Genomic DNA, 21652 nt, shown 5'->3' on the forward strand with positions numbered 1-21652 from the left:
CCGCCGGGACCGCACTCTTGACACGGTGTCATGGGCGCGCCAACTTAGGGGAACCCCAGTGGAACCCCCCAGTGGTACCCCCACACCCCGAGAGGCACCCTCATGAAGAAGCCGCTCACCGGTGCGCTCTGCGCGCTCACCCTCGCCGGGGCCACCGCCCTGGTCACCGCCGCCCCCGCGTCCGCCGCCACGGTCAACTTCGCCGGGACGGTCGCGCTCAGCAACTGCTCCGGCTCCCTCGTCCGGATGCCCACCTCCGTGGACAGCGACCCCGGGCTGATCCTCACCAACGGCCACTGCCTGGAGAGCGGCATGCCCGCCGCCGGGCAGGTGATCACCAACCAGGCCTCCACCCGCAGCTTCACCCTGCTCAGCTCCACCGGCGGCAGCCTCGGCACGGTGCGCGCCAACCGGGTCCTCTACTCGACGATGACCGACACCGACGTCACCCTCTACCGGCTGAGCACCAGCTACGCGACGATCAAGAGCCGCTACGGGATATCCCCGCTGACGATGTCCACCACCCACCCGGTGGCCGGCAGCTCGATCAAGGTGGTCTCCGGCTACTGGAAGAAGATCTACTCCTGCAGCGTCGACGGCTTCGCCTACCGGCTCAAGGAGGGCGGCTGGACCTTCAAGGACTCGCTCCGCTACACCTCCGGCTGCGACGTCATCGGCGGCACCTCCGGCTCCCCGGTGGTCGACGCCACCAGCGGCCAGGTCGTCGCGGTGAACAACACCATCAACGAGGACGGCCAGAGCTGCACCCTCGACAACCCCTGCGAGGTCGACCAGAACGGCACCGTCACGATCCACCCCGGCATCGGCTACGCCCAGGAGACCTACACCATCCCCAACTGCTTCGCCCCGGGCAACGTCCTCGACCTGACCCGGACGGGCTGCGTGCTGCCCCGCCCGTAGGACCGGTCCGGCTCAGGGCCCCGGCGGCTCCTCCCGGGGACCGGGGAGGACGAGCCGGGCCAGGGCGCCGCCGTCCGGGTGGTCGGCCAGTTGCAGGTCGGCGCCGATCGCCCGGGCGTGGCCCTGCGCGATGGTCAGGCCCAGGCCGTGGCCGCCGCCGCGCTCCCGGGCGCCGGTGCGGAAGCGGCGCGGCCCCTCGCGCAGGATCTCCTCGGGGTAGCCGGGGCCGTGGTCGCGCACGCTCACGGTGGTGCCCTCGGCCGTCACCAGGACCGGCGGGCGGCCGTGCCGGTGGGCGTTGGCGAGCAGGTTGGCGAGCACCCGGTCGAAGCGGCGCGGGTCGGTGCTGACCACCGCGTCGGTGCTGATCCGCAGCTCGACCCCGCCGCCGGTGCGCGCGGTGCTCCGGGCCAGCAGCGGTCCGAGCGGCAGGTCGACGAGTTCCGGGGCGTCGGCCGCGGAGTCCAGCCGGGACACCTCCAGCAGGTCCTCCGTCAGCTCGCACAGCGCGCGCACCCGGTCGCGGACCAGCTCGGCCGGGCGGCCGGGCGGCAGCAGCTCGGACGCGGTCAGCAGGCCGGTCAGCGGCGTGCGCAGCTCGTGGGCGACGTCGGCGGTGAAGCGCTGCTCGCCCGCCAGCCGGCTGCGCAGCGCCGCGGACATCGAGTCGACCGCGGCGGCCAGGTCGGCCACCTCGTCGCGGGTCCGGCCGAGCGGCCCGATCCGGGCGTCCAGGTCGCCGCGGGCGATGGTGCGGGCGGTCCGGGCCGCGACCCGCAGCCGACTGCTGATCCGGTCGGCGGCCAGCACCCCGGCGAGCACCGTGACCAGCACCGACAGGGCGGCGCCGACCGCCACCGCGCGGTCCAGTTCGGCGATCGCCCGGGCGTCCGCGGCGTAGTCCATCCGCACCGACAGCACCCGCCCGCCGGCACCGGCCGCGGCCCACATCGCGGGCCCCTGCGGGCCAGGGCCGAGCACCGAGCCCCGCCGCCCCCGTTCGGCCAGCCGCCGCAGGTCCGGCGGCAGCGCCGGGTCGTCGGCGGCGGCGTGCCAGCCCGCGACCAGCTCCCCGGTCGCGTCGTACCCGGTCAGCACCGAGTCCAGGGCGGCCAGCGCGGACGCGCGGGCCTGGCCGGTGTGCTGGCGCACCGAGGCCCGGTGGACCAGCACCCCCACCGCGAGCGCGACCAGGCAGGAGACCAGGGCGATCACGGCGGCGATCTGCCGGCGCAGCGTCACGGCGTCCGCCGCAGCTTGTAGCCGAAGCCCCGGACGGTCTCGATCCGCCCGGCGCCGATCTTCGCCCGCAGCCGCTGGACGTGCACGTCCACCACCCGGCTGTCGGCGCCCCAGGAGTAGTCCCAGACCCGCTCCAGCAAGGTCTGCCGCTCCAGCACCACGCCCGGCGCGGCGGTGAACTCCAGCAGGAGCCGCAGCTCGGTCGGGGTGAGCGGCACCGGGCGGCCCGCCACCTTGACCTCCATCGCGTCGGTGTCCACCTCCAGGTCGTCGATCACCCGGACCGCGCGCTCCGGGGCCGGGGCGGCGGCGCCCGGTGCGGCGGCGCTCGGGGTGGCGGCGGTCGGTTGGAGACCGGTGCGCCGCAGCACGGTGCGGATCCGGGCGACCAGGACGGCGGTCTCGAACGGCTTGACCACGTAGTCGTCGGCGCCCGCCTCCAAGCCGGAGACCACGTCGACCGGCTCGGTGCGGGCCGACATCATCAGGATCGGCAGCTGGCTCTCCTCGCGGATCCGCCGGCACAGGCCGACCCCGTCGAGCAGTGGCAGCATCACGTCGAGCAGCAGCAGGTCCGGCGGGTCGGCGCGGAACCGCTCCAGGCCCTCCAGGCCGTCCGCCGCGGTGTCCACGGGGAACCCGTAGCGCTCCAGGGCCAGTTGGGTGGTCTCGCGGATCACCTCGTCGTCCTCGACCAGCAGGATCCGCGGGGCGCCGGGCACGGGGGTGCTCATCTGGTCCTCGTCACGGTGGGGCGGGCAGCGCCCGGGGCGGTGCCGTCCGGGACGGCCGGGACGGTGGGGACGGCCTGGGCGGTGGGGACGGCCTGGGCGGTGGGGGTCGGAGCGGCCGGGGCAGGGCTGGGCGAGGACGTCGACCCGACCACGACCACCGACGCCGAGTCGCAGGTCCTGGTCAGCAGGCACTCGGCGGCGCCCGCGGGCCCGAACACCTTGATCCGCTGGTCGGCGAGGAGCAGCCGGCCGGAGCTCCAGCGGTAGGTGCGGCTGATCTCGGCGCCCGGAGTGGTGTGCTCGCGCACGACCAGGTCCGTGCCGACGGTCTCGGCGGTGAAGCGCGGCGGTAGCGGGACGGCCAGCACCGGCAGCACCTGGTGGTCGTGCAGGGCGTAGACGTGCAGCACGGCCCGGGCGGCGTCCGGATCGGTGCCGGACAGCACGGCGGTCAGCAGTTCGGGGCTGCCGTCCCCGTCGAGGTCGCGGTACTGGGCGGGGCGGACCTCGCAGCTGGGGCACCCGCCGGCCAGGGCCGCCCGCTCGTCCGGGGCCAGTGCCGGGTCCGCGGCGAGCACGGTGCGGGCGTCGGCCCCGGCGAGCGTGTCGAGCACCAGCCCGGGCAGCGGGACGAGGGGGAGAGTGTTGAGCCCGACCACCTCGTCCGGGAGGGCCACCGGGGTGGGTGCGGCGTCCGGCCACAGCGGCTGCGGGCTCGGGTGGGCCCGGACCGGCGGGGCCGCCCCGGCGTCCTCCAGGCCGCCGGGGGCCCGGCAGCCGGTCACCGTGAGGAGGACCGGCAGACCGAGCAGGACGCACGTGAGCAGGGTGGTGCGCGGGGGCCGGGTCCTCACGTCGGACGGAGCCTTTCGGTCGGCGGGCGGGCGCAGCCAGTCTGCACCACCGGGGGCGGACGCCCGCCGCCCCCGGTGCTAGGGTCCGTCTTCAAATCCCCGTCGCAGCCCTGCGGCGTCTGGTGCGTGCTCTCGGCGTGCCGGGTGGAAGGCCTCGTACTGGGTGTACTTGGTCTTTCGCCCGGTGCGGCGAGAGGGCGTGCCAGGCGTTGTGGGGCAGGCGGGGGTTTGAGGACGGACCCTACGGCAGCGGGTCGGCGAAGACGACGATGTTGTCCGAGTAGTGGCCGTCGCGGCCGAGCGCGCCGCCGCAGGTGACCAGCCGCAGCTGCGGGCCCGGCGTCGCGCCGTACACCAGCTCGGTGGGGAACGCGTCCTTGGCGTACTGGTGCAGCTCGCGCACCCGGTAGGCGCGCGTGCCGCCGTCCTGCTGCCGGACCTCGATCCGGTCGCCCGGGCGCAGCCCCGGCACGCCGTGGAACACCGCCGGGCCCCGGCGGGTGTCGTAGTGCCCGAGCAGCACGGTCGGACCCTCCCCGGCGCGGTACCAGCCGACCTGCTCCGGCCGGTCGAGCGGCGGCACCTCCAGCGTCCCGTCCGGGTGGAGACCGACCCCCCGCACCGGCGCGTCCACGCCGATCCGCGGGATCACCAGCCGCACCGGCGGCGAGGGCGCCGCGACGGCGACGGGCGACGGCGCCGTGGACGACGGCGCCGCGGGCGAAGGTGCCGTGGAGGACGGGAGGGTGACCGGGCCGCTCGCGGAGATCCGCACCGGCTCCGGGGCGGAACCCCGGGACGCCACCGCCGTCACCCCGCCCGCGAGCAGCAGCCCGACCGCCACGGTCGGCGCCCACCAGCGGCGCCGACCACGGCGGTCCGGACTAGGCCCGGTTGCCGGCACGACGCCGGACGACGAGCAGCCCGACCCCGGCCGCACCGGCCGCCGCCAGCCCGCCACCGACCACCAGTCCGGTCGTCGAACCGCGGTCGACCGCGCCCTCGCCGGTCTGCGCCCCGCCCTTGGGCAGCTGGGGGGCCGACGCACCGGGCGCGGCGCCCGGCAGGGAGACCGAGCCGTACGTCCCGGGGATCCCCGCTCCGGTCGGGAGGCCGGTCGGGAGGGCCGGAGCGGCGGTGGGCGTGGGGACGGCCGACGGGGAGGCCGGGGCCGGGGCCGAGGCGGTGGGCGTCGGCGAGGCCGCGGTGGGCGTCGGGGAGGCCGCGGCCGGTCCGGCGGTGTCGGCGAACGCGACGGCGCCGGGCAGCGCGAGCGCGCTGACGGCGAGGGCGGGGGCCAGCGCGAGCCGCACCGCCCGGCGGACGGACGTGGTACCTGACATCGGGTTCCTCCGGTCGCTCGTCGCCCGCGGCCGGGCGGCCGCAGGTCGAGGACGCTCACGCTAGGAAGCCCGCCACTCGGTGAACCGGCGGTCCGGTAACGGCCACCGCCCGGCTCCGTAACAGTCCGCGGGAGCGGCGGGCACGGAGGCCTTTCCGCCGTCGGGCGCCGGGATAAGCGCTGCTAGCGTGGCGGCCGTCGAGGTTCCGTTGTGGTGGAAGGGTCGCGCCGGCGATGGCCAAGTTCCTGCTGAGTCTGCACCTGCTGGTCGTGGCGCTGTGCATCGGTCCGGTCGCGGTGGCGGTGAGCATGTTCCCGCGCAGGGCGAAGGCCGCGCTCGCGGCGGGTCCGGAGCAGGCGGACGCGCAGGCGTCGGTGCGGCTGCTGCACCGGATCAGCAACGTGTACGCGCTGATCGGCCTGGGCATCCCGGTGCTGGGCATCGGCACCGCGCAGGCGATGGGCGTGCTGGGCAACGCCTGGCTCATCGCCTCGATCGTGCTGACGGCCCTCGCGGCGGGCGTGCTGCTGCTGGTCGTGCTGCCCGGTCAGCAGGCGACCGTCGACGCGCTGGACGCCACCGAGGACCGGGACGCCGAAACGGCCCGCGCCACCGGGAAGTTGAAGACGCTGCCGATGACGGCGGGCGTGTTCAACCTGCTGTGGGCGGTCGTCCTGGTGCTGATGGTCATCCGGCCGGGGTCGACGAACGGGGCGTGACCCCGCGGACCTCGATCGAGGCGAGCAACTGGGCGGTGGCCGCCGCGACGGCGGCCACCGCCGCGTCGAACGCCTCCCGGTTGTGCGCGGCGGGCGCCCGGAACCCGGAGATCTTGCGGACGTACTGGAGCGCCGCCGCGTGCACGTCCTCGGGGGTGGCGTCGGGCGTCATCGGCGGGCGGAGCGTCTTGATGCTTCGGCACATGCCTCCAGTCTGCCCCGCCCCGCCGACAGCGGCGCTCAGCCGGGCAGTTGGCGCAGCCGGGCCCCGGCCCGCTTGACCGCGCGGGCCACGATCGCGGTCTCCACCCGCCGCACCCCGAGCGGGCCCAGCACCTCGGTCTGGAACCGGTACAGCGCCGCGTGGTCCGGGCAGAACACGGCGGCCATCAGGTTGCTCGGCCCGCTGGTGGCCAGCACCCCGTGCACCTGCGGGTGCCGGGCCAGCGCCTCGCCGGTCGCGGCCAGCCGCCCCGGTTCGACGTCCAGCCACAGGTTGGCGTCCACGGTGACGCCGAGCAGCCGCGGGTCCACGCTGACGTGGGTGCGCAGCAGCCCGCCCGCGCCGAGCCGGTGCAGGCGGCGGCGGACGGTCGACTCGGGCACCCCCAGCGCGGCGGCCAGCGCGGCGTGCGAGCGGCGGGCGTCGACGCCCAGCGCGTCCAGCAGCCGGTGGTCGAGCGCGTCCAGGACGGGCGGCGGTCCGGGTTCGGCGGACGGCGGCGGGGCCAGCGCGGCCTCCTGAGCGGCCGTCAGCGCGCCGCAGCGCCAGGCGGAGGCGTCCGCGAACAGGTGCAGCACGGCGTGCGCGGTGGACTCCAGCACCGCGTCGGTGGCCGGGAGCCGCCCGTGCAGCAGCCGGTCGCGGGCGGAGGCGTCGGCCAGCACCACCGCCGACACCTCCTGCCCGCCGAGCATCACGTCGACGAACGGCACCGCGTCCTGCGCGGCCAGCGCCAGCGCGATCGCGTCGACCCGCCCGCGCAGCACCCGCACCCGCAGCAGCAGCGCGCCGAGCGCGGCCGCCCGGGCGTCCGGCATCCGCACCACCGCGACGGCGCCCGTCCCCAGCAGCCGCCCCAGCCGCCGGGTCACCGTCCGCGCGGAGACCCCCAGCACCTCGGCGATCCGCCCCGGCGCGGCCCGCCCGTCCACCTGCAGGGCGTGCACCAGCCGCCGGTCCAGCGCGTCCAGCACGGTGGCGGGATCCGTCGTCTCGGTGCCCATGGTGTCCGATCTCCGTCGCTCCCAGCCCCGGGACGTCCCGGAGCGCCGCCCCGACGGTACTCCTGGACCACCACCGGAACGAAGGAGGACCCCACCGTGCAGGAACCGCTGGACGCCGAACTGCTGGACGCCGTCGAACGGGCCGTGCGCGACGTCGGCCGCCACCTGGCCGAGCGGCAGGGCACCGAGCCGCTGGCCGCCGCCACCCCCGCCGAGGCGCGCGCCGCGTTCGACGCCGTCGACCGGCCCGCCGCCCGGATGCTGCGCGAACGCCTCACCGCGCTGCGCCCGCAGGCCGGTTGGCTGGGCGACGAGTGGGCCCGCGAGGTGCCCGGGGCCGGCGAGTGGTGGCTGTGCGACGCCACCGACGGCGCCGTCCAGTACCTGAGCGCGCTGCCGCACTGGGCGGTCACCGCGACCCTGCTGCGCGACGGCGCCCCCGTCCTCGCCGTGGTGCACGCCCCGCTGCTCGGCGCCACCCACACCGCCCGGCTCGGCGGCGGCGCCCGGCTGAACGGCCGCCGCCGCGCGCCCCGTCCGCGCGTCCTGGCCACCGCGGTGGTCGCCACCTCCCAGCCCCCGCAGGTCGCCCGCGACCCGGCCGCGCGCCGCGCCGCCGGGGCCGCGCTGGCCGCCGTCCTGCCGCACGCGGCGGCCGTCCGCAACCTCGGCCCGACCGCGCTGCAGGTCGCCCAGGTCGGCTCCGGCCACCTCACCGCGTTCTGGCAGTACGGCGCCGACCCGGCCAACCTGCTGCCCGGCGCGCTGCTCGCCGCCGAGGCCGGGGCCCGGGTCAGCGACGCGCAGGGCGCCCCGTGGACGCCCGCCGCGACCTCCTTCCTCGCCGCCGCGCCCGGCGTGCACGCCGAACTCGTGGCGGTGCTGCGGCAGGTGTGACGGCCGCCGCCGCCCGTCGCGGCGGGCGCCGTCCACGGCGTCGGCGAGCGTGGGGACGCCCTCTCCCGTCCCCCGGGAGGTCCGCCCGTGACGGCACCACGCCCCTCGCCCGCCGACAAGGCGGCCCCGGTCGCGGGCGGCACCCGGGCGGCCGCGGCATCGCCGTCCAACTCGGCGCCGCCGTGTACGTCACGGGCCGCTCCGCCGGGGGCGCGCCGGAGCCGTCGGACCCGGAGCGCTACCGCTGAGCGCCCCGGTCGCTACAGCTCGGCGAGCTGCACGAGCCGGACGGGCAGCTCGGCGGCGGCGGTGAACACGGCGCCGGGCGTGGTGAGTTCGAGGTAGTGCAGCTCGCCGTCGCGGTGGTCGGCGAGCGGGTCGAGGGGGAGGTGGGAGAGGTCGAGCGAGGTGAGGGTGTCGAGGGTGGCCCGGCCCAGCTTGATCATCGCCTCCTTGCGGACCCACAGGCGCAGGAAGGCGGCCGTCGGATCGGGGTGGCCCCGGACGAGGGCGGCCTCGGCGGGGGTGAGGACGTGCCCGAGGGAGGCCGGGTCGGTGCTGCGCGGGCCGAGGTGCTCGACGTCGACGCCGACCGGCACGGGGGCGGCCGCGGCGGCGATGACGCCGCTGGTGTGGGAGAGGCTGAGGTGGGTGCCGGGCCGGTCGGTCAGGTGGGGGCGGCCGTGCCCGGCGGCGCCGCAGCCGGAGCACCGCTGGCCGAAGGCGAGCGCGGCGGGCTCGGTGCCCAGCTGCGCGGCCGCGCAGTACCGGACGAGCAGGTGCGCGGCCAGGTAGTCCTCGCGGTCGGCCGGGCGGCGGAAGCGCCGCAGCCGCTCGCGTTCGAACGCGGTGAGCAACCGCTCGTCGGCGTCCGGCCGGGCGAGCACCTCGGCGGTGGTGGCGAGCACGGCGAACGGGGGGTTCGGCACGGTTCTCCCTCTTCCGGGCGGGCCCGGCGGACGGGCGGGCCCCACGACTGTCGGAGCCAAAGTAGCCCGCAGTAGTCCGTTCGAATGCTTTTTCGGCGCGTCGGTGTCCCGCACCGCGGGACGGCGCGGCACTTCCTCTTTGCTGGCCGGGTCCACTGCCTGCTGACCCACCGTCAACGAGAGGGGTGTCCGTGCGACACGGCGTCCGTGGCAAGAACCCACTGCTCCGCTTCGCGGTGGTGGCGGCACTCGCCGCCGCCCCGCTGATCACCCTGGCCGCGGTCGGCGACGCCGCCCAGATGGCACCGCCGCTGGGCCCCTGCTCCGGCCCGGACTGCCCGAGCCAGTGGGACCCGCCGCACACCGGCCCGTTCAACGGCGCGGACGCCTCGCTCAACGTCTTCGTCGGCGGCAACTACCTGGTGCGGCAGAACGCGGCCGAGGCCGAGGGCAAGATCGCGATCCTCGGCAACCTCGACATCAACAAGGCCATCGGCGGCGCGTTCAACATGGGCGTGGTGGGCGTCGGTTCGATGGTCACCCCGCCGAACGGCTCGGACCACGTCACGGTCGGCGGCTCGGTCGCCATGGACAACTCGCAGGAGAACCCCAGCCGGCTGTTCATCGGCGGCACCGACTTCTTCGCCAACCCGCCGAAGGCCCTGTGGGGCAACCTGGTGTACGGCACCACGCTGACCGGCGCCTACGACATCACCCCGACCGGCCAGGCGATCCAGGACCCGACCCGGATCGACCAGTTCAAGCCGCTGCGGACGATCATCGAGAACGACTCGGCCTGCATGGCCCGGCAGACCGCCACCGGCACGGTGGTGGACGACGGGACCACCGTCACCTTCACCGGCGACGGCACCAGCGCCCGGCAGGTCTTCACCTACGACCGGAGCATCGGCACCGACGGTGGCATCCGGCTGCTCTCGTTCACCGGCATCCCGGCCGGTGCCACGGTGATCGTCAACATGACGGGCAGCAACGTCACGGTCAACACCAGCAGCGGTACCGGTGTGGCCGACGACCCGCTGACGACGCTGCGGCCGAACCTGATGTGGAACTTCCCGACCGCGACGAACGTGTCGGTGATCGGCACCGCCCAGTGGCAGGGCTCGATCATGACCGGCAACCCGGACAGCACGACGATCCTGTCCAACCCGGGGACCAACGGCCGCGTCTACCTGGCGGGCAACCTGCAGCAGCAGGGCAGCGCGGGCACCGAGATCCACAACTACCCGTTCAACGGCGATCTGCCGGACTGCGGCGAGAGCCCCTCGCCGTCCCCGTCGCCGAGCGACTCGACCAGCCCGTCTCCGAGCCCCTCGCCCTCGCCGAGCGACTCGACCAGCCCGTCGCCCTCGCCGAGCCCCTCCCCGTCCCGGAGCGAGAGCCCCAGCCCGTCGCCGAGCCCCTCCCCGTCGCCGAGCGGGAGCACCGGTCCCGCTCCGTCGCCCTCGCCGAGCGGGAGCACGCCCGTGCCGACCGGCTCCTCCTCGACCCCGGCGGGCCCGCCGCTGCCGGACACCGGCGGCGGTGACCTGGTCGCCCCGGCGGCCGGGGCCGCCGCGGTGCTGCTGGGCCTGGGCGGCGGCGTGCTCGCGCTGGCCCGCCGCGCCCGCGGTCGCGGACGCCACAGCTAGCAGTCAGGACCCAGGACGGCCGGCGCCCCGCGGGGCCCCGGCCGTCCTGCCGCGTCCCGGGACGCCGGTGTTCCGGGGGCGTCAGGTGACCTCGCCGCGGCGGGCGAAGCGCTCCGCGCGCCACTCGCCGCTCGCCAGCACCTCGCGCAGGGCGGTCGCGGCGTCGTGCACGTCGGCGTGGGAGAGGTAGAGCGGGGTGAAGCCGAAGCGCATCAGGTCGGGGGCGCGGAAGTCGCCGATCACGCCGCGGGCGATCAGCGCCTGGACCACCGCGTAGCCGTCCGGGTGCCGCAGCGCGACCTGGCTGCCGCGCCGGGCGTGCTCCCGCGGGGTGACCGGTTCGACGTCCAGGTCGGCGGTCAACTCCAGGAAGAGGTCCGACAGTTCGAGGCTCTTGGCGCGGACGGCGGCCGGGTCGGCCAGCTCCCAGACCTCCAACGCGGCCTCCAGCGCGGCCAGTCCGAGGATCGGCGGGGTGCCGGTCAGGAACCGGGTGACGCCCTCGGCGGGCCGGTAGCCGGGCTCGAAGTCGAACTGCCGGGCGTGCCCGAACCAGCCGGTCAGCGGCTGCCGGGCGTCCCCCTGGTGGCGGGCCGCGGCGTACAGGAAGGCGGGCGCGCCCGGGCCGCCGTTGAGGTACTTGTAGCCGCAGCCGACGGCGAAGTCGACGCCCGCCGCGTCCAGGTGGATCGGCAGCGCGCCCGCGGTGTGGCACAGGTCCCAGACGGCGAGCGCCCCGGCGGCGTGGATCCGCTCGGTGACGGCCGCCATGTCCAGCAGTTCGCCGGTGCGGTAGTCGACGTGCGAGAGCAGCACCACGGCGGCCTCGGAGTCCAGGACGGCGTCCAGTTGGGCGGCGGAGTCCAGCAGCACCGGCCGGGCGCCGGGGTGCAGGGCGCTCAGGCCGTCGGCGATGTACAGGTCGGTGGGGAAGGCGTGCCGTTCGGCGAGCAGCGCCGGGCGGCCGGGGCGCAGCCGCAGGGCCGCGCCCAGCACCTTGAACAGGTTGACCGAGGTGGAGTCGCAGACCACCACCTGCCCGGGCGCGGCGCCGAGCAGGTGGGCGCCGAGCCGGTCGCCGAGCCGCCCGGGCTGGTGGAACCAGCCGGCCTCGTTCCAGGAGCGGATCAGCCCGGTGCCCCACTCCTCGGCCAGCACCTTCGCCAGGTGGCCGGGGGTGCGGCGGGGCAGCGCGCCGAGCGAGTTGCCGTCCAGGTAGAGCACCCCGGCGGGGAGGTCGAACTCGGCGCGCAGGGCGTGCAGCGGGTCGGCGGCGTCGCGGGCCGCGCACTGCTCGCGGGTGGGGGTCACGGCATTGCTCCCGGGAGGTTCGGAGGCCGGTGCGGCGTGGGGCCGGGGCGGCTCGGATCGTTGCGGCCGCGAGGCCGGGACGGGGCTCACAGCTCGTTGCGGACGGTCCACAGCTCGGGGAAGACGTCCTGGTCGGCGGACTGCTTGAGCCAGCTGAGGCCGCTGGAGCCGCCGGTGCCGGGCTTGCCGCCCATGGTGCGCTTGACGGCGGAGTAGTGGCGCTGGCGCCAGCGGGTGACCCGCTCGGCGGTGTCCAGCAGGGCCTCGCCGAGCCGGACCAGGTCGGCCAGCTCCGGGTCGGTGTAGACGGCCCGCCAGGCGGTCTCGACCGCCTCGTCGTGGCGGTGCCGGGCGGTGACCGGCTTCGCGGGTATCGCCAGGCCGCGCCGGGCCAGCACGGCCAGCGCCTCGTCGTACAGGCCGGGCGTGTGCAGCGCCGCGAACAGCTCGTCGTACTCGGCGGGGGAGTCCCGGTACATCTCCAGCAGGCCCTCGCTGCGGTTGCCGAGCAGGAACTCCAGCCGCAGGAAGGCCGAGGACTGGAAGCCGGACGCCTCGCCCAGGGTGGGGCGGAAGGCGCTGAACTCGGCGGGCGTCATGGTGGCCAGCAGGTCCCAGGAGCCGATCAGCACGTCCTGGGTGTGCTGCCCGCGGCGCAGCGCGGCCAGCGCGGCGTCCAGGTCGTCGGCGCGCAGGGCGGTGCGGGCGGCGGTCCAGTCGTGGTGCAGCAGGTCGAACAGCAGCTCCATCACCTGGGTGGTGACGATGAACGAGTACTCCGCGGGCTCGGTGCTGCGCGGCCGCTGCAGCGCGTGCAGCTCGGCCAGGTGCACGTACCGGGCGTAGGGGGTGGCCGCGCCGGGGCCCTGCTCGGGGTCGAACCGCAGGTGGGGGCGGTGGGTCTGGCCGGTCATGGCCGGTACCTCCTCGGGTCCGCCCGCCCGGGGTGCGGCGGGCGGACACCATTGTGCGTCCCGGCGGCCTGCTCTTGAATGGGCGTCGTAGCCCGGATGGGGGCACCGACCTGCCGATCGCAAGGCGCTGGGCCCCGATCGCCTGACGAACGCAAAGGAGCCGCCGTGGACGCGGTGGACCGCCTGCTGCTGGCCGAACTGCAGGCCGACGCGCGGCTGTCGTACAACGAGCTGTCGCGCCGGGTGAACCTCTCCCCGCCCGCCGTCGCGGAGCGGGTGCGCCGGCTGGAGGCGGACGGCGTGATCACCGGCTACCACGCCCACCTGGCCCCGGCGAAGGCCGGGGCGGCGGTGATGGCGCTGGTCACGGTGGAGTGCTACGGGGTGCGCTGCCTGCTGCGCGACCCGGAGGTGGCGAGCTGGCCGGAGGTGTTCCAACTGCACCGGGTCACCGGCGGGGCGTGCTGCGTGCTGCTGGTCGGGGTGCCGGACATGCCCTCGTTCGAGCGGCTGACCGATCGGCTCGGCGGCTACGGGCAGCCGACCAGCTCGATGATCCTCTCCAGCCCGGTGCCCTGGCGGCCGCTCAGCCCCTGAGCGCGTCAGTGGCCGTTCTTCGGCTCGGCCAGGTGCACGCCCAGGCTCTCCAGCCCGTACAGCACCATCTCCACGCCGACCGCCGCCAGCAGCAGCCCGAGCAGCCGGGACAGCACCTCCAGCGAGGTGCGCCGACTGGCCCGCAGCAGCGGGGCCAGCAGCAGGACGCACAGGCAGTCCACCGCGATCACCGCCACGTACATGGCGGCGACGGTGGAGTGCCAGCCCAGGGTGTCCCTGGTCAGCGACTCGACCAGCAGCGCGGTGATCGCCAGCGGGCTGGCCACGTACGGCAGCAGCAGTTCGCGGATGCCGTCGGCCAGCGGGTTGGCGAGGTGGGCGTCCTCCCGGCTGCCGCCGAGGTGGATGCCCAGGACCAGGGCCACCGCGTAGATGAAGAAGATCACCCCGCCGGCGATCTGCAGCGACTGGTCGGAGATGTGGAACAGCGCGGCCATGAAGTCCGCGCTGTAGGCCAGCACCAGGCCGACCACGGCCGCGACCAGCGAGGACACCAGGGTGAGCCTGCGCAGCTCGGCCGGGGTGCGGCTCTGGCTGAGCTGCGCGAAGGCGAGCAGCACCTTGGGCGGGCCGACCACGGCGAAGAAGGTGACGAAGACGGTGCTCAGGGTGATCGCCGACATGCGCCCATGATGGGCCGTCAGCGCAGCCGAACGGTGACGCCACCCTGACGCAGCACGTCGAGCAGCGCGTCGAAGTAGGAGCGCTCCTCCTCGTCCGGGCCGGTCACCCGGCGGGTCAGGGCCTGCGCCGAGACCATCGCCCGCTGCCAGACCAGCACGAACGGCGGCTCGGGCCCGAAGCCGCCGCGCAGGCAGTCGGCCAGGGCGTCCAGGTTGCGGCCGTAGTAGCCGTCGGGGGCCTGCACGGCGCGGCCGAGCTCCGCCCAGAACGAGGGCTCGTCGGCGACCCGCTCGCCGTGCAGGACGTACTCGGGCGGCTTCGGTGCGGTGGGCATCGGTCCTCCTGTCTGCTCGCGCGCGTCGCCCGGATGGCTTCGCCGGGTCGAACGGGGCCGGTGCGCACGCTGGGATGGGCCCTAAGTCTTCTCTTCCACACCAGGGGCAACACCATGACCAGTCTGCACCGCAAGGATCTCGGTCTGCTGGCACTGCGCGCGGCCGTCGGCGGTGTCCTGTTCGCGCACGGGACACAGAAGCTGTTCGGCTGGTTCGGCGGCGCCGGACCGGAGGGCACCGCGCAGGCCATGGAACACATGGGCTTCCTGCCCGGCGAGCGCAGCGCGCGGGCGGCCGGCCTGGGCGAGGCGGGCGGCGGCGCGCTGCTCGCGGTCGGCCTGGCCACCCCCGCGGCCGGTGCGGTCGTCGCCGGGACGATGGCGGGCGCGATCGCGGTGCACGCCCCCGCGGGCTTCTTCGCGCACGGCGGCGGCTACGAGTACCCGGCCCTGCTGGGCGCCTGCGGCCTGGCCCTGGGCGTGGCCGGGGCGGGCCGCTACTCGCTGGACGCCGCGCTGGGGCACCGGCTGGCCCGCCCGTGGCTGGGCGCGCTGGCCTTCGCGGCGAGCGCGGCGGGCGCCGCCGCGGTGGTGGCGCGCCGCCAGGACGAGGTGCGCCGCCGGGAGGCGCGGGCCGCGGACGAGGCGGCCCGGGAGAACGGCACCGGGCTCTCCTGAACCGCACCCGGGGCCGCACCGGCGGCTCACGGCTCCCACGAGCACCCACGAGCACCCACGGACGTCCACGAGCGAAGGGATCACCACTGATGAAGCGATCGACGCGGGCCGCCGCGGCCTGGACGGCCGCCGTCCTGCTGGGCGGCGCGGCCCTGGCGGGCTGCTCCTCGGACGGCTCGCCGTCCCCGGCGGCGTCCTCGGCGTTGGAGGGCGCGAAGTCGGCGGTGGCCTCGGCGGCCTCCTCGGCCACGGCGGCGATCGGCTCGGCCGCCGCCTCGCTGGGCGCCTCGGCGCAGGCCGCCGCCTCCTCGGCGCTGGCGAGCGTGAAGGGCGGGCTGGACGCGAAGGACGACGTGTCGCTCGGCAAGGCCACCACCGGCTCGGACGGGAAGCTGTCGGTGCCGCTGACGGTCACCAACCACGGTTCGCAGTCCGGCAAGTACACGATTCAGGTCAACTTCGACGACGCGTCGGGGAACCTGCTCGACGCGGTGGTGGTGAACGTGCCGGAGGTGGCGGCGGGGGCGTCCGCGCAGGCCACGGCAGAGAGCAACCGTTCGCTGGAGGGGAGCGTGACTCCCGTGGTGGCCAACGCCCTGCGGTACTGACCGGACACCGAACCTTAAGCGTGGCGTAAGCGTCAGATCCCGCTCTTGACGGCCGAGTTGGTCTAGTCCATTTTACTTGGCAGGTGCAGGGAGCCCCTGGGCCGGCGCCGGTGGTCTACACCACCGGCGCCGGTTCGGCTTACCCGCACCTGGTGTTTGTGCAGGCCAACGCTCGATTCCCCTGTCATGTCCAGGTCGTGCGACCCCACCTCGCACGGTTCGCGCCCGGACTCGGCAGGACCCCCACAACCAGGAGTCTCGCAGCCATGCTTCGTTCCGTTTCCCCCCAGTCGCCCGCGCGGCGGCGGCCGAAGGGCTGGGCCGCCCTGGCGGCCGGCACCGCGGCCTCGCTGCTGCTCGGCGGCACCCTGGCGCTGACCGGCGGCACCGCCCAGGCCGCGCCCACCAACTCGACCGGCGCCCCGGCCACCAGCGGCGGCATCAAGGTCGCGTACTTCGACCAGTGGTCGATCTACTCGAACGCGTACTACCTCAAGACGATGCAGGACACGGGCGCCGCCGCGAAGCTCGACTACGTCATCTACGACTTCGCGAACATCGACCCGACCAACCTCACCTGTTTCGAGGCCAACAAGGCCGCGTCGCAGAACGAGGACGACCCCAACGCGGGTGACGGCGCGGGCGACTCCTTCGCCGACTACCAGAAGAGCTTCGGCGCCGACATCTCGGTCGACGGCGTGGGCGACACCTGGAACCAGCCGATCGTCGGCAACTTCAACCAGCTGAAGAAGCTGAAGGCGAAGAACCCGAACCTCAAGGTCCTGATGTCGATCGGCGGCTGGACCTACTCCAAGTACTTCTCCGACGTGTCGGCCAGCGACGCCGCGCGCAAGAAGTTCGTCTCCTCCTGCGTCGACATGTTCATCAAGGGCAACCTGCCCTCCCAGGGCGGCTACGGCGGCCCGGGCACCGGCGCCGGCATCTTCGACGGCTTCGACATCGACTGGGAGTACCCGGGCGGCAACGGCCACACCGGCAACCACGCCTCGCCCAACGACAAGCAGAACTTCACCGCGCTGCTGGCCGAGTTCCGCAGCCAGCTGGACGCCCAGGGCAAGACCGACGGCAAGACCTACGGCCTGGCGGCCGCGGTCGGCGCCGGCCAGGACAAGATCAAGCAGGTCGAGACCGACAAGATCGGCCAGTACCTGACCTTCCTGGACATCATGACGTACGACATGCACGGCGGTTGGGAGGCCCAGGGCCCGACCAACCACCAGGCCCCGATCTACACCAACCCGAACGACCCGATGAACCCCGTCCCGGGTGGCAACGGCAAGTACTCGGTGGACGCGGCGGTCAAGGCGTACACCGTGGGTGACCCGCAGTACGGCATCCCCGGCGGCTTCCCGGCGAAGAAGATCAACGTCGGCATCCCGTTCTACTACCGCGGCTGGACCGGCGTCTCGGCCGGCACCACCCACGGCCTGTTCCAGAAGGCGTCCGCCCCGGCCCCCGGCGGCACCTACTCCGGCGGCGTCGCCGGCATCAAGATGTACAAGGAGCTGAACGGCTTCGTCGACAACCCCAGCTACACCTACTGGGACGACACCGCCAAGGCCGCCTACTTCTACGACGGCACCACCTTCTGGTCCGGCGAGAACGCGCAGTCCATCCAGGCCAAGCTCGACTACGCGCACTGCAACGGCCTCGGCGGCTCGTTCATGTTCTCGATGTACGACCTGGGCACCCAGACCGCGCTGTTCGACAAGACGGTGACCGCCACCAACGGCTCCGCCGCCTCCTGCCCGGCCGCCCCGACCCAGTCGGCCTCCCCGTCGGCCTCGGCCTCCGCCTCGCAGTCGGCCAGCCCGTCCGCGTCGGCCTCCGCCTCCGCCTCGGCTTCCGCGTCGGCCTCGGCCTCCGCGTCGGCCTCCGCCTCGACCGGCACCTGCTCCGGTGCCCCGAGCTGGAACGCCGCCACCGTGTACGCCACCCCGACCAAGGTCTCCTGGAAGGGCCACTACTACACCAACAAGTGGTGGACCACCAACGAGGACCCGAGCCTGAGCGGCCAGTGGGGCGTCTGGACCGACAACGGCGCCTGCTGATCACTGACCGGCTGACCGACTGAGCCGCACCCCGCGAGGGGCGCGAGGAGATCCCTCTCCTCGCGCCCCTCGTCCGCTTTTGCCGGGCGGCCGGGCGTGCGGGCGGCCGCCCGGTCAGCAGGTCAGGTCGTCGGTGCGGCCCAGGGCGTCCGGCTGGGTCTCCTCGATCCGGCGCAGCATCCTGGTCAGCGCGGCGGCCAGTTCGGGGCGGGCCTCGCCGACCACGTCCTGGAGCAGGTCGGCCTCGAAGACGGTGGCCATCCGCATCAGCTCCAGCCACTTGTCGCGGCCCTCGGCGGTCAGCTCGACGATCACCCGGACCCGGTTGGCCTCGTCGCGGTCCCGGGTGACCAGGCCCTCGGCGACCATCCGGTCGATCCGGTGGGTCATCGCGGCCGGGGTCAGGCCGAGCCGCTTGGCCAGCTCGCCCGGGCCCAGCCGGTACGGGGCGCCCGCGAACACCAGGGCCTTGAGCACCTCCCACTCGGCGGAGGTGATGCCGAGGGTGGCCAACTGGCGGCCGTACGCCACGTTCATCCGGCGGGTGAGCCGGGACAGGGTGGAGACGATCGTCTCCACCTGCGGGTCCACGGTGGGGAATTCCCGCTGGTAGACGGCCACCTGCTCGGCGATGCCGAGCTCGGTGGCGGTCGGGGGCTCCGCTCTGCGTGTGCTCATGTGCTCATTCTCCCACGCAGGATGCAGCCGTTAAGCCTTTGACACCTTACGCTTCGGATGGTAAGACTTTAGGTCTGAAATCTTACGAAGTAAAGGCCGGGGCGAGTCGCCCGGCCCGACGCACGAAAAGGGGTGTGCAGTGAAGGAGTGGGGCGGCCGACTGCGCCGCGTCCAGATCGGCAACGCGCTCAGCGCCTTCGGCAGCGGCTTCACCTTGCCGTACATGTTCGTGTACGTGGACCAGGTGCGGGGCCTCGGCGCCGCGGCCGCGGGCGCGGTGTTCACCGTGTTCGCGCTCGCCGCGCTGGCCGTGCTGCCGTTCACCGGCCGCGGCATCGACCGGTACGGGCCCAGGCCGGTGCTGCTGGCCGGCACCGCGATGGCCGCCGTCGGCGCGTTCGCCTTCGGGCAGGCCAGTGGCACCGCCGGGCTGCTGCTCTCCTCCTTCCTGTTCGGCGCGGGCGTCACCACCTGCCAGCCCGCGCTCGCCACGATGATCGTCCGCTGCACCGGGCGCACCGAGCGCTCCCGCGCCTTCGCGCTCCAGTTCACCCTGGTCAACCTCGGCATGGGCATCGGCGCCCTGGTCGGCGGACAGATCGTCGACACCTCCGACCCGGCCAGCCTGACCAGGCTGTTCACCATCGAGGCCCTGACCTTCCTCGGCCTGGCCGCCGTCACCGGTACCGCGAAGATGCCCCCGGCGGCCGTCGAACCGGCCCCCGCCGGGGCGAGCGGGAGGGGCGGCGGGCTGCGGGCGATGGTCGCCGACAAGGCGATGCTGCGGCTGTGCGCCCTCGCCGGGCTGATCTTCTTCACCTGCTACGGGCAGTTCGAGTCCGGCGTCGCGGCGTTCGCCACCGACACCGTCGGCACCGCGCCGTCCACCCTGGGCCTGGCCATCGGCGCCAACGCGCTGACCATCGTGCTGCTGCAGATGTTCGTCGTCCGGATCACCGAGCGCCGCCGCCGCACCACCGCGATGGCCGCCGCCGGCCTGGTCTGGCTGGGCGCCTGGGGCATGGCCGTGGTCGCCGGGCTGGTCCGCACCGAGGCGATGGCCGCGACGGTGGCGATCGTCGCCGTCTACGCCCTGTTCGGCGTCGGCGAGTCGCTGCTGGCCCCCACCATGGGCCCGATCGTCGCCGACCTCGCGCCCAGCCGGCTGCTCGGCACCTACAACGCCGGGTACGCGCTGGTGAAGCAGATCGCGGTCGCGGTCGGCCCCGCCGTCGGCGTGCTGCTGGTCGGCTCGGGGACGTGGCCGCTGTACCTCGCCGCGATGGCGCTGTGCACGCTGCTGATCGTCGCCCTCGCGGTCCGCCTGCGCGAGCACCTCACGCCCGCGCAGGACAACGTCCGGGCGCTGGCCGTCGCGCAGCGCGAGCCGCGGGCGGCGCGGGAGCTGCAGACGGCGGCGTGACTTCGGGTTCCGTTACCACGGCCCGAAGCAGCACGGACCTCCGGTGGGCTCCGGCCGTCAGCAGCTCGGACTCGCCGTTCCCCGAGCCCCTGATGGGGCCTCCCACCGTTCATCCTCGGCTGTCGGGTGGCGGGCACCAGTCGATCGGGGTCTCCACGCCCATGTGCCAGCAGTAGGCGACCTGGCCGCGCTGGGTGGGGGTGGCTCCGGCGAGCTCCTCCATGTGGGCGAGCCAGTCGAGCAGCCACTCGGTGAAGGTCGCCGCCCGGCCGTCCTCGGCGCGCAGCGGGTAGACCTCGTGGTGGGGGCGGTTGTCCATCCACACTGTTCCGCGGTGCGGCCCGGTGAGGGCCAGGCCCACGGCTGCCCCGTGGCCGCGGTCGGCGATGAGGGCCAGGCCCGCGGTCGGGTCCGCGCCGCGGTGGGTGGGTGCCCAGCCCCAACCGTGTTCGGTGCGGCGGAGTTCGTCGAGGAACCAGCCGCCCGCGCTGACGTGCAGCAGGTAGTCGCGGTAGTCGGGCGGGAAGGGGGCGCCGAGGTCGGCCTCCGCCTCGGCGACCTGCTGTGCGGTCAACGGCGGTGCGGTGGTGCCCTGTTCGGGGTCGCACTCCAGCAGGGTGAGCACGCGGGTGCGGACGGCGGGCCAGTCGACGGCGGTCATGGCGCCGACCGTACCCGGCCGTCCGCGCCCGCGTGCGGTCAGCGGGCGATCGGCATCAGCAGGGAGAAGGTGTCCGTGCGGGCGGGGAAGCGGATGGCCAGCGGGCCGATCGGGCCGCCGAGTTCGAGGACGAGCTGTTCGGCGCTGCCCGCGGCTTCGAGGAGGAAGTCGCGGTTGACGTGGACCAGCAGGTCGGCGGGGGCGGGGGCCTCGGGGAGGGCGTCGGCCGGGGTGGCGGTCAGGGTGGCGGTGGGGGTGTCGGCGTCGGTGTCCTCGGGCAGGGCGCGCAGTTGGGCGGCGGTCAGCGTGATGCGGTGGGTGGGCTCCAGGCGCAGCAGGCGGCGGTAGTCCGGGAAGTCCGCCTCGACGCGTTCGCCGGAGAGCGCGCGCCCGGCCGCGCGGATGGTGAACTGGTTCCCGTCGAAGGTGAGTTCGGCCTCCTCGGCGTCGCCGAGCAGGGCCCGGGCGGCGTCCGCGAGGGCGGTCGGCAGGAGGGCGGAGGCGGGCGGGCCGTCCAGGGCGGCCGGGCAGTCGGCGACCGCCAGGCGGTAGCGGTCGGTGGCGACCAGGTGCAGGGCGCCGTCCTCCGCGTCCAGGAAGATCCCGGCGACGGCGGGCAGCGCGTCGTCCGCCGGGGCGGCGAAGCGCACCGCGTCCAGGGCGGCGGCCAGCGCGGGGGCGGGGACGGTCAGGCGGGTGGGCGACATGGGGAACTCCCGGGAGTCGAGCAGGGCGCGGACCGCGGAGAGCTCCCGGCGGGCGTCGGTCAGACCGTCCTCCAGGCGGCGCAGGTGCGCGTCCAGCTCGGCCCGGGCCTCGGCCGGGGAGCCGGTCAGCACCCGGGTGATCCCGGCCAGCGGCATCCCGACCCGGCGCAGCCGGGCCAGCAGCCGGGCGTCCGGCAGCTGCTCGTCCGCGTACCAGCGGTACCCGGTGTGCCGGTCCACCTCGGCCGGGACGAAGACGCCCGCGCCGTCGTAGAACCGCAGGGTGCCGGGGCTCAGGCCGCAGGCCCGGGCCATCTCGCCGATGCTGCGCATGGTGCTCTCCACGGGGTTGACCCTGGTCCCTCGACCTGGTCGAGGGTCAACCGTAACGGGGGAGGGCGCACGGGGGAGAATGCTCCGGACGTCCTGCACCGGCACCCGCGGGTGCCGGTGGCCGCAGGCTAGGATGCGGACATTGCGGACAAGTCGTCAACTGCGGTCGAACGGGG

At 74.9% G+C, this 21652-nt stretch carries 24 protein-coding genes; 9 read left to right on the forward strand and 15 right to left on the reverse strand.

The window, feature by feature from the left end; translation table 11 throughout:
- The first annotated feature begins 102 nt into the window (after positions 1-102).
- Complete coding sequence (locus ACFY00_RS00430; RefSeq protein ID WP_388025659.1) at positions 103-921, forward strand: trypsin-like peptidase domain-containing protein; 819 nt, start codon at positions 103-105, stop codon at positions 919-921.
- A gap of 12 nt (positions 922-933) precedes the next feature.
- On the opposite strand, the gene ACFY00_RS00435 is transcribed toward ACFY00_RS00430, so the two are convergent.
- The 5 genes from ACFY00_RS00435 to ACFY00_RS00455 all read right to left on the reverse strand — a co-directional run bounded on the left by ACFY00_RS00435 (position 934) and on the right by ACFY00_RS00455 (position 5094).
- The gene (locus tag ACFY00_RS00435) at positions 934-2163 is read right to left on the reverse strand and encodes an ATP-binding protein (RefSeq protein ID WP_388025662.1); all 1230 of its coding nucleotides are present in this window, start codon (positions 2161-2163) and stop codon (positions 934-936) included.
- Positions 2160-2897, reverse strand: a complete 738-nt coding sequence (gene cseB, locus ACFY00_RS00440) for a two-component system response regulator CseB (protein ID WP_388025665.1) — start codon at positions 2895-2897, stop codon at positions 2160-2162. Before cseB ends, ACFY00_RS00435 begins: the two co-directional genes overlap by 4 nt.
- The gene (locus ACFY00_RS00445) at positions 2894-3751 is read right to left on the reverse strand and encodes a hypothetical protein (protein WP_388025668.1); all 858 of its coding nucleotides are present in this window, start codon (positions 3749-3751) and stop codon (positions 2894-2896) included. The genes cseB and ACFY00_RS00445 overlap by 4 nt, the downstream gene beginning before the upstream one ends.
- A gap of 241 nt (positions 3752-3992) precedes the next feature.
- Positions 3993-4595, reverse strand: a complete 603-nt coding sequence (locus ACFY00_RS00450; protein WP_388025671.1) for a class F sortase — start codon at positions 4593-4595, stop codon at positions 3993-3995.
- 40 nt (positions 4596-4635) lie between these two features.
- A complete protein-coding gene (locus ACFY00_RS00455) occupies positions 4636-5094 on the reverse strand; it encodes a hypothetical protein (RefSeq protein WP_388025674.1) in 459 nt (152 codons plus the stop codon).
- A gap of 233 nt (positions 5095-5327) precedes the next feature.
- Between ACFY00_RS00455 and ACFY00_RS00460 the strand changes: the two genes are divergently transcribed.
- Entirely contained in the window at positions 5328-5813 is a 486-nt protein-coding gene (locus ACFY00_RS00460; RefSeq protein WP_388025677.1) for a hypothetical protein, read from the forward strand.
- Here ACFY00_RS00460 and ACFY00_RS00465 read toward each other — a convergent pair.
- Together ACFY00_RS00465 and ACFY00_RS00470 are read right to left on the reverse strand one after the other, a co-directional pair.
- Positions 5782-6018, reverse strand: a complete 237-nt coding sequence (locus ACFY00_RS00465; protein WP_033218265.1) for a DUF2277 domain-containing protein — start codon at positions 6016-6018, stop codon at positions 5782-5784. The genes ACFY00_RS00460 and ACFY00_RS00465 overlap by 32 nt on opposite strands.
- A 35-nt stretch (positions 6019-6053) precedes the next feature.
- Complete coding sequence (locus ACFY00_RS00470) at positions 6054-7040, reverse strand: Lrp/AsnC family transcriptional regulator (RefSeq protein ID WP_388025680.1); 987 nt, start codon at positions 7038-7040, stop codon at positions 6054-6056.
- Between the two features lie 96 nt (positions 7041-7136).
- On the opposite strand from ACFY00_RS00470, the gene ACFY00_RS00475 reads away from it, so the two are divergent.
- The gene (locus ACFY00_RS00475) at positions 7137-7937 is read left to right on the forward strand and encodes an inositol monophosphatase family protein (RefSeq protein WP_388025683.1); all 801 of its coding nucleotides are present in this window, start codon (positions 7137-7139) and stop codon (positions 7935-7937) included.
- 260 nt (positions 7938-8197) lie between these two features.
- Here ACFY00_RS00475 and ACFY00_RS00480 read toward each other — a convergent pair whose 3' ends face one another.
- Positions 8198-8866 (reverse strand): 4'-phosphopantetheinyl transferase family protein, encoded by a 669-nt coding sequence (locus tag ACFY00_RS00480; protein WP_388025685.1) that lies wholly within the window; start codon positions 8864-8866, stop codon positions 8198-8200.
- A 191-nt stretch (positions 8867-9057) separates the two neighbouring features.
- Between ACFY00_RS00480 and ACFY00_RS00485 the strand changes: the two genes are divergently transcribed.
- Positions 9058-10515: a choice-of-anchor A family protein gene (locus tag ACFY00_RS00485; RefSeq protein ID WP_388025688.1), complete on the forward strand. Its 1458-nt coding sequence runs from the start codon at positions 9058-9060 to the stop codon at positions 10513-10515.
- A gap of 81 nt (positions 10516-10596) precedes the next feature.
- Here the strand turns inward: ACFY00_RS00485 and kynU are convergent, their stop codons facing one another.
- The gene (gene kynU, locus ACFY00_RS00490; RefSeq protein WP_388025691.1) at positions 10597-11826 is read right to left on the reverse strand and encodes a kynureninase; all 1230 of its coding nucleotides are present in this window, start codon (positions 11824-11826) and stop codon (positions 10597-10599) included.
- A gap of 86 nt (positions 11827-11912) precedes the next feature.
- Positions 11913-12740, reverse strand: coding sequence for a tryptophan 2,3-dioxygenase (locus ACFY00_RS00495; protein WP_388025694.1), 828 nt, complete (start codon positions 12738-12740; stop codon positions 11913-11915).
- 165 nt (positions 12741-12905) lie between these two features.
- Here ACFY00_RS00495 and ACFY00_RS00500 point away from each other — a divergent pair, with 165 nt between their 5' ends.
- Entirely contained in the window at positions 12906-13337 is a 432-nt protein-coding gene (locus tag ACFY00_RS00500; protein ID WP_030912821.1) for an Lrp/AsnC family transcriptional regulator, read from the forward strand.
- A gap of 5 nt (positions 13338-13342) precedes the next feature.
- Here the strand turns inward: ACFY00_RS00500 and ACFY00_RS00505 are convergent, their stop codons facing one another.
- Positions 13343-13981, reverse strand: a complete 639-nt coding sequence (locus ACFY00_RS00505; protein ID WP_388025697.1) for a MarC family protein — start codon at positions 13979-13981, stop codon at positions 13343-13345.
- 17 nt (positions 13982-13998) lie between these two features.
- A complete protein-coding gene (locus ACFY00_RS00510) occupies positions 13999-14316 on the reverse strand; it encodes a barstar family protein (protein WP_285738081.1) in 318 nt (105 codons plus the stop codon).
- 114 nt (positions 14317-14430) lie between these two features.
- On the opposite strand from ACFY00_RS00510, the gene ACFY00_RS00515 reads away from it, so the two are divergent.
- From ACFY00_RS00515 to ACFY00_RS00525, 3 genes are all read left to right on the forward strand, one after another.
- On the forward strand, positions 14431-14994 hold the full coding sequence (locus tag ACFY00_RS00515) for a DoxX family protein (protein WP_388025700.1): 564 nt from the start codon (positions 14431-14433) through the stop codon (positions 14992-14994).
- 89 nt (positions 14995-15083) lie between these two features.
- Positions 15084-15602 (forward strand): hypothetical protein, encoded by a 519-nt coding sequence (locus ACFY00_RS00520; protein ID WP_388025703.1) that lies wholly within the window; start codon positions 15084-15086, stop codon positions 15600-15602.
- A 266-nt stretch (positions 15603-15868) separates the two neighbouring features.
- Complete coding sequence (locus ACFY00_RS00525) at positions 15869-17674, forward strand: glycosyl hydrolase family 18 protein (RefSeq protein ID WP_388025706.1); 1806 nt, start codon at positions 15869-15871, stop codon at positions 17672-17674.
- 114 nt (positions 17675-17788) lie between these two features.
- On the opposite strand, the gene ACFY00_RS00530 is transcribed toward ACFY00_RS00525, so the two are convergent.
- Positions 17789-18352, reverse strand: a complete 564-nt coding sequence (locus ACFY00_RS00530; RefSeq protein WP_388025709.1) for a MarR family winged helix-turn-helix transcriptional regulator — start codon at positions 18350-18352, stop codon at positions 17789-17791.
- A gap of 139 nt (positions 18353-18491) precedes the next feature.
- Between ACFY00_RS00530 and ACFY00_RS00535 the strand changes: the two genes are divergently transcribed.
- Entirely contained in the window at positions 18492-19775 is a 1284-nt protein-coding gene (locus ACFY00_RS00535; RefSeq protein WP_388025711.1) for an MFS transporter, read from the forward strand.
- A 109-nt stretch (positions 19776-19884) separates the two neighbouring features.
- Here ACFY00_RS00535 and ACFY00_RS00540 read toward each other — a convergent pair whose 3' ends face one another.
- Complete coding sequence (locus tag ACFY00_RS00540; protein WP_388025714.1) at positions 19885-20436, reverse strand: SMI1/KNR4 family protein; 552 nt, start codon at positions 20434-20436, stop codon at positions 19885-19887.
- Between the two features lie 38 nt (positions 20437-20474).
- Positions 20475-21488: a MerR family transcriptional regulator gene (locus ACFY00_RS00545; RefSeq protein ID WP_388025717.1), complete on the reverse strand. Its 1014-nt coding sequence runs from the start codon at positions 21486-21488 to the stop codon at positions 20475-20477.
- Positions 21489-21652: the final 164 nt, after the last annotated feature.

The organism is Kitasatospora sp. NPDC001540, assembly GCF_042894345.1.
GTDB classification, from domain to species: domain Bacteria; phylum Actinomycetota; class Actinomycetes; order Streptomycetales; family Streptomycetaceae; genus Kitasatospora; species Kitasatospora phosalacinea_C.

Coding starts and splice junctions, on each gene's coding strand:
- ACFY00_RS00430 (WP_388025659.1), top strand. CDS start 103: ATGAAGAAGCCGCTCACCGGTGCGCTCTGCGCGCTCACCCTCGCCGGG.
- cseB (WP_388025665.1), bottom strand. CDS start 2,897: ATGAGCACCCCCGTGCCCGGCGCCCCGCGGATCCTGCTGGTCGAGGAC.
- ACFY00_RS00455 (WP_388025674.1), bottom strand. CDS start 5,094: ATGTCAGGTACCACGTCCGTCCGCCGGGCGGTGCGGCTCGCGCTGGCC.
- ACFY00_RS00460 (WP_388025677.1), top strand. CDS start 5,328: ATGGCCAAGTTCCTGCTGAGTCTGCACCTGCTGGTCGTGGCGCTGTGC.
- ACFY00_RS00465 (WP_033218265.1), bottom strand. CDS start 6,018: ATGTGCCGAAGCATCAAGACGCTCCGCCCGCCGATGACGCCCGACGCC.
- ACFY00_RS00470 (WP_388025680.1), bottom strand. CDS start 7,040: ATGGGCACCGAGACGACGGATCCCGCCACCGTGCTGGACGCGCTGGAC.
- ACFY00_RS00495 (WP_388025694.1), bottom strand. CDS start 12,740: ATGACCGGCCAGACCCACCGCCCCCACCTGCGGTTCGACCCCGAGCAG.
- ACFY00_RS00505 (WP_388025697.1), bottom strand. CDS start 13,981: ATGTCGGCGATCACCCTGAGCACCGTCTTCGTCACCTTCTTCGCCGTG.
- ACFY00_RS00510 (WP_285738081.1), bottom strand. CDS start 14,316: ATGCCCACCGCACCGAAGCCGCCCGAGTACGTCCTGCACGGCGAGCGG.
- ACFY00_RS00515 (WP_388025700.1), top strand. CDS start 14,431: ATGACCAGTCTGCACCGCAAGGATCTCGGTCTGCTGGCACTGCGCGCG.
- ACFY00_RS00520 (WP_388025703.1), top strand. CDS start 15,084: ATGAAGCGATCGACGCGGGCCGCCGCGGCCTGGACGGCCGCCGTCCTG.
- ACFY00_RS00525 (WP_388025706.1), top strand. CDS start 15,869: ATGCTTCGTTCCGTTTCCCCCCAGTCGCCCGCGCGGCGGCGGCCGAAG.
- ACFY00_RS00530 (WP_388025709.1), bottom strand. CDS start 18,352: ATGAGCACACGCAGAGCGGAGCCCCCGACCGCCACCGAGCTCGGCATC.
- ACFY00_RS00540 (WP_388025714.1), bottom strand. CDS start 20,436: ATGACCGCCGTCGACTGGCCCGCCGTCCGCACCCGCGTGCTCACCCTG.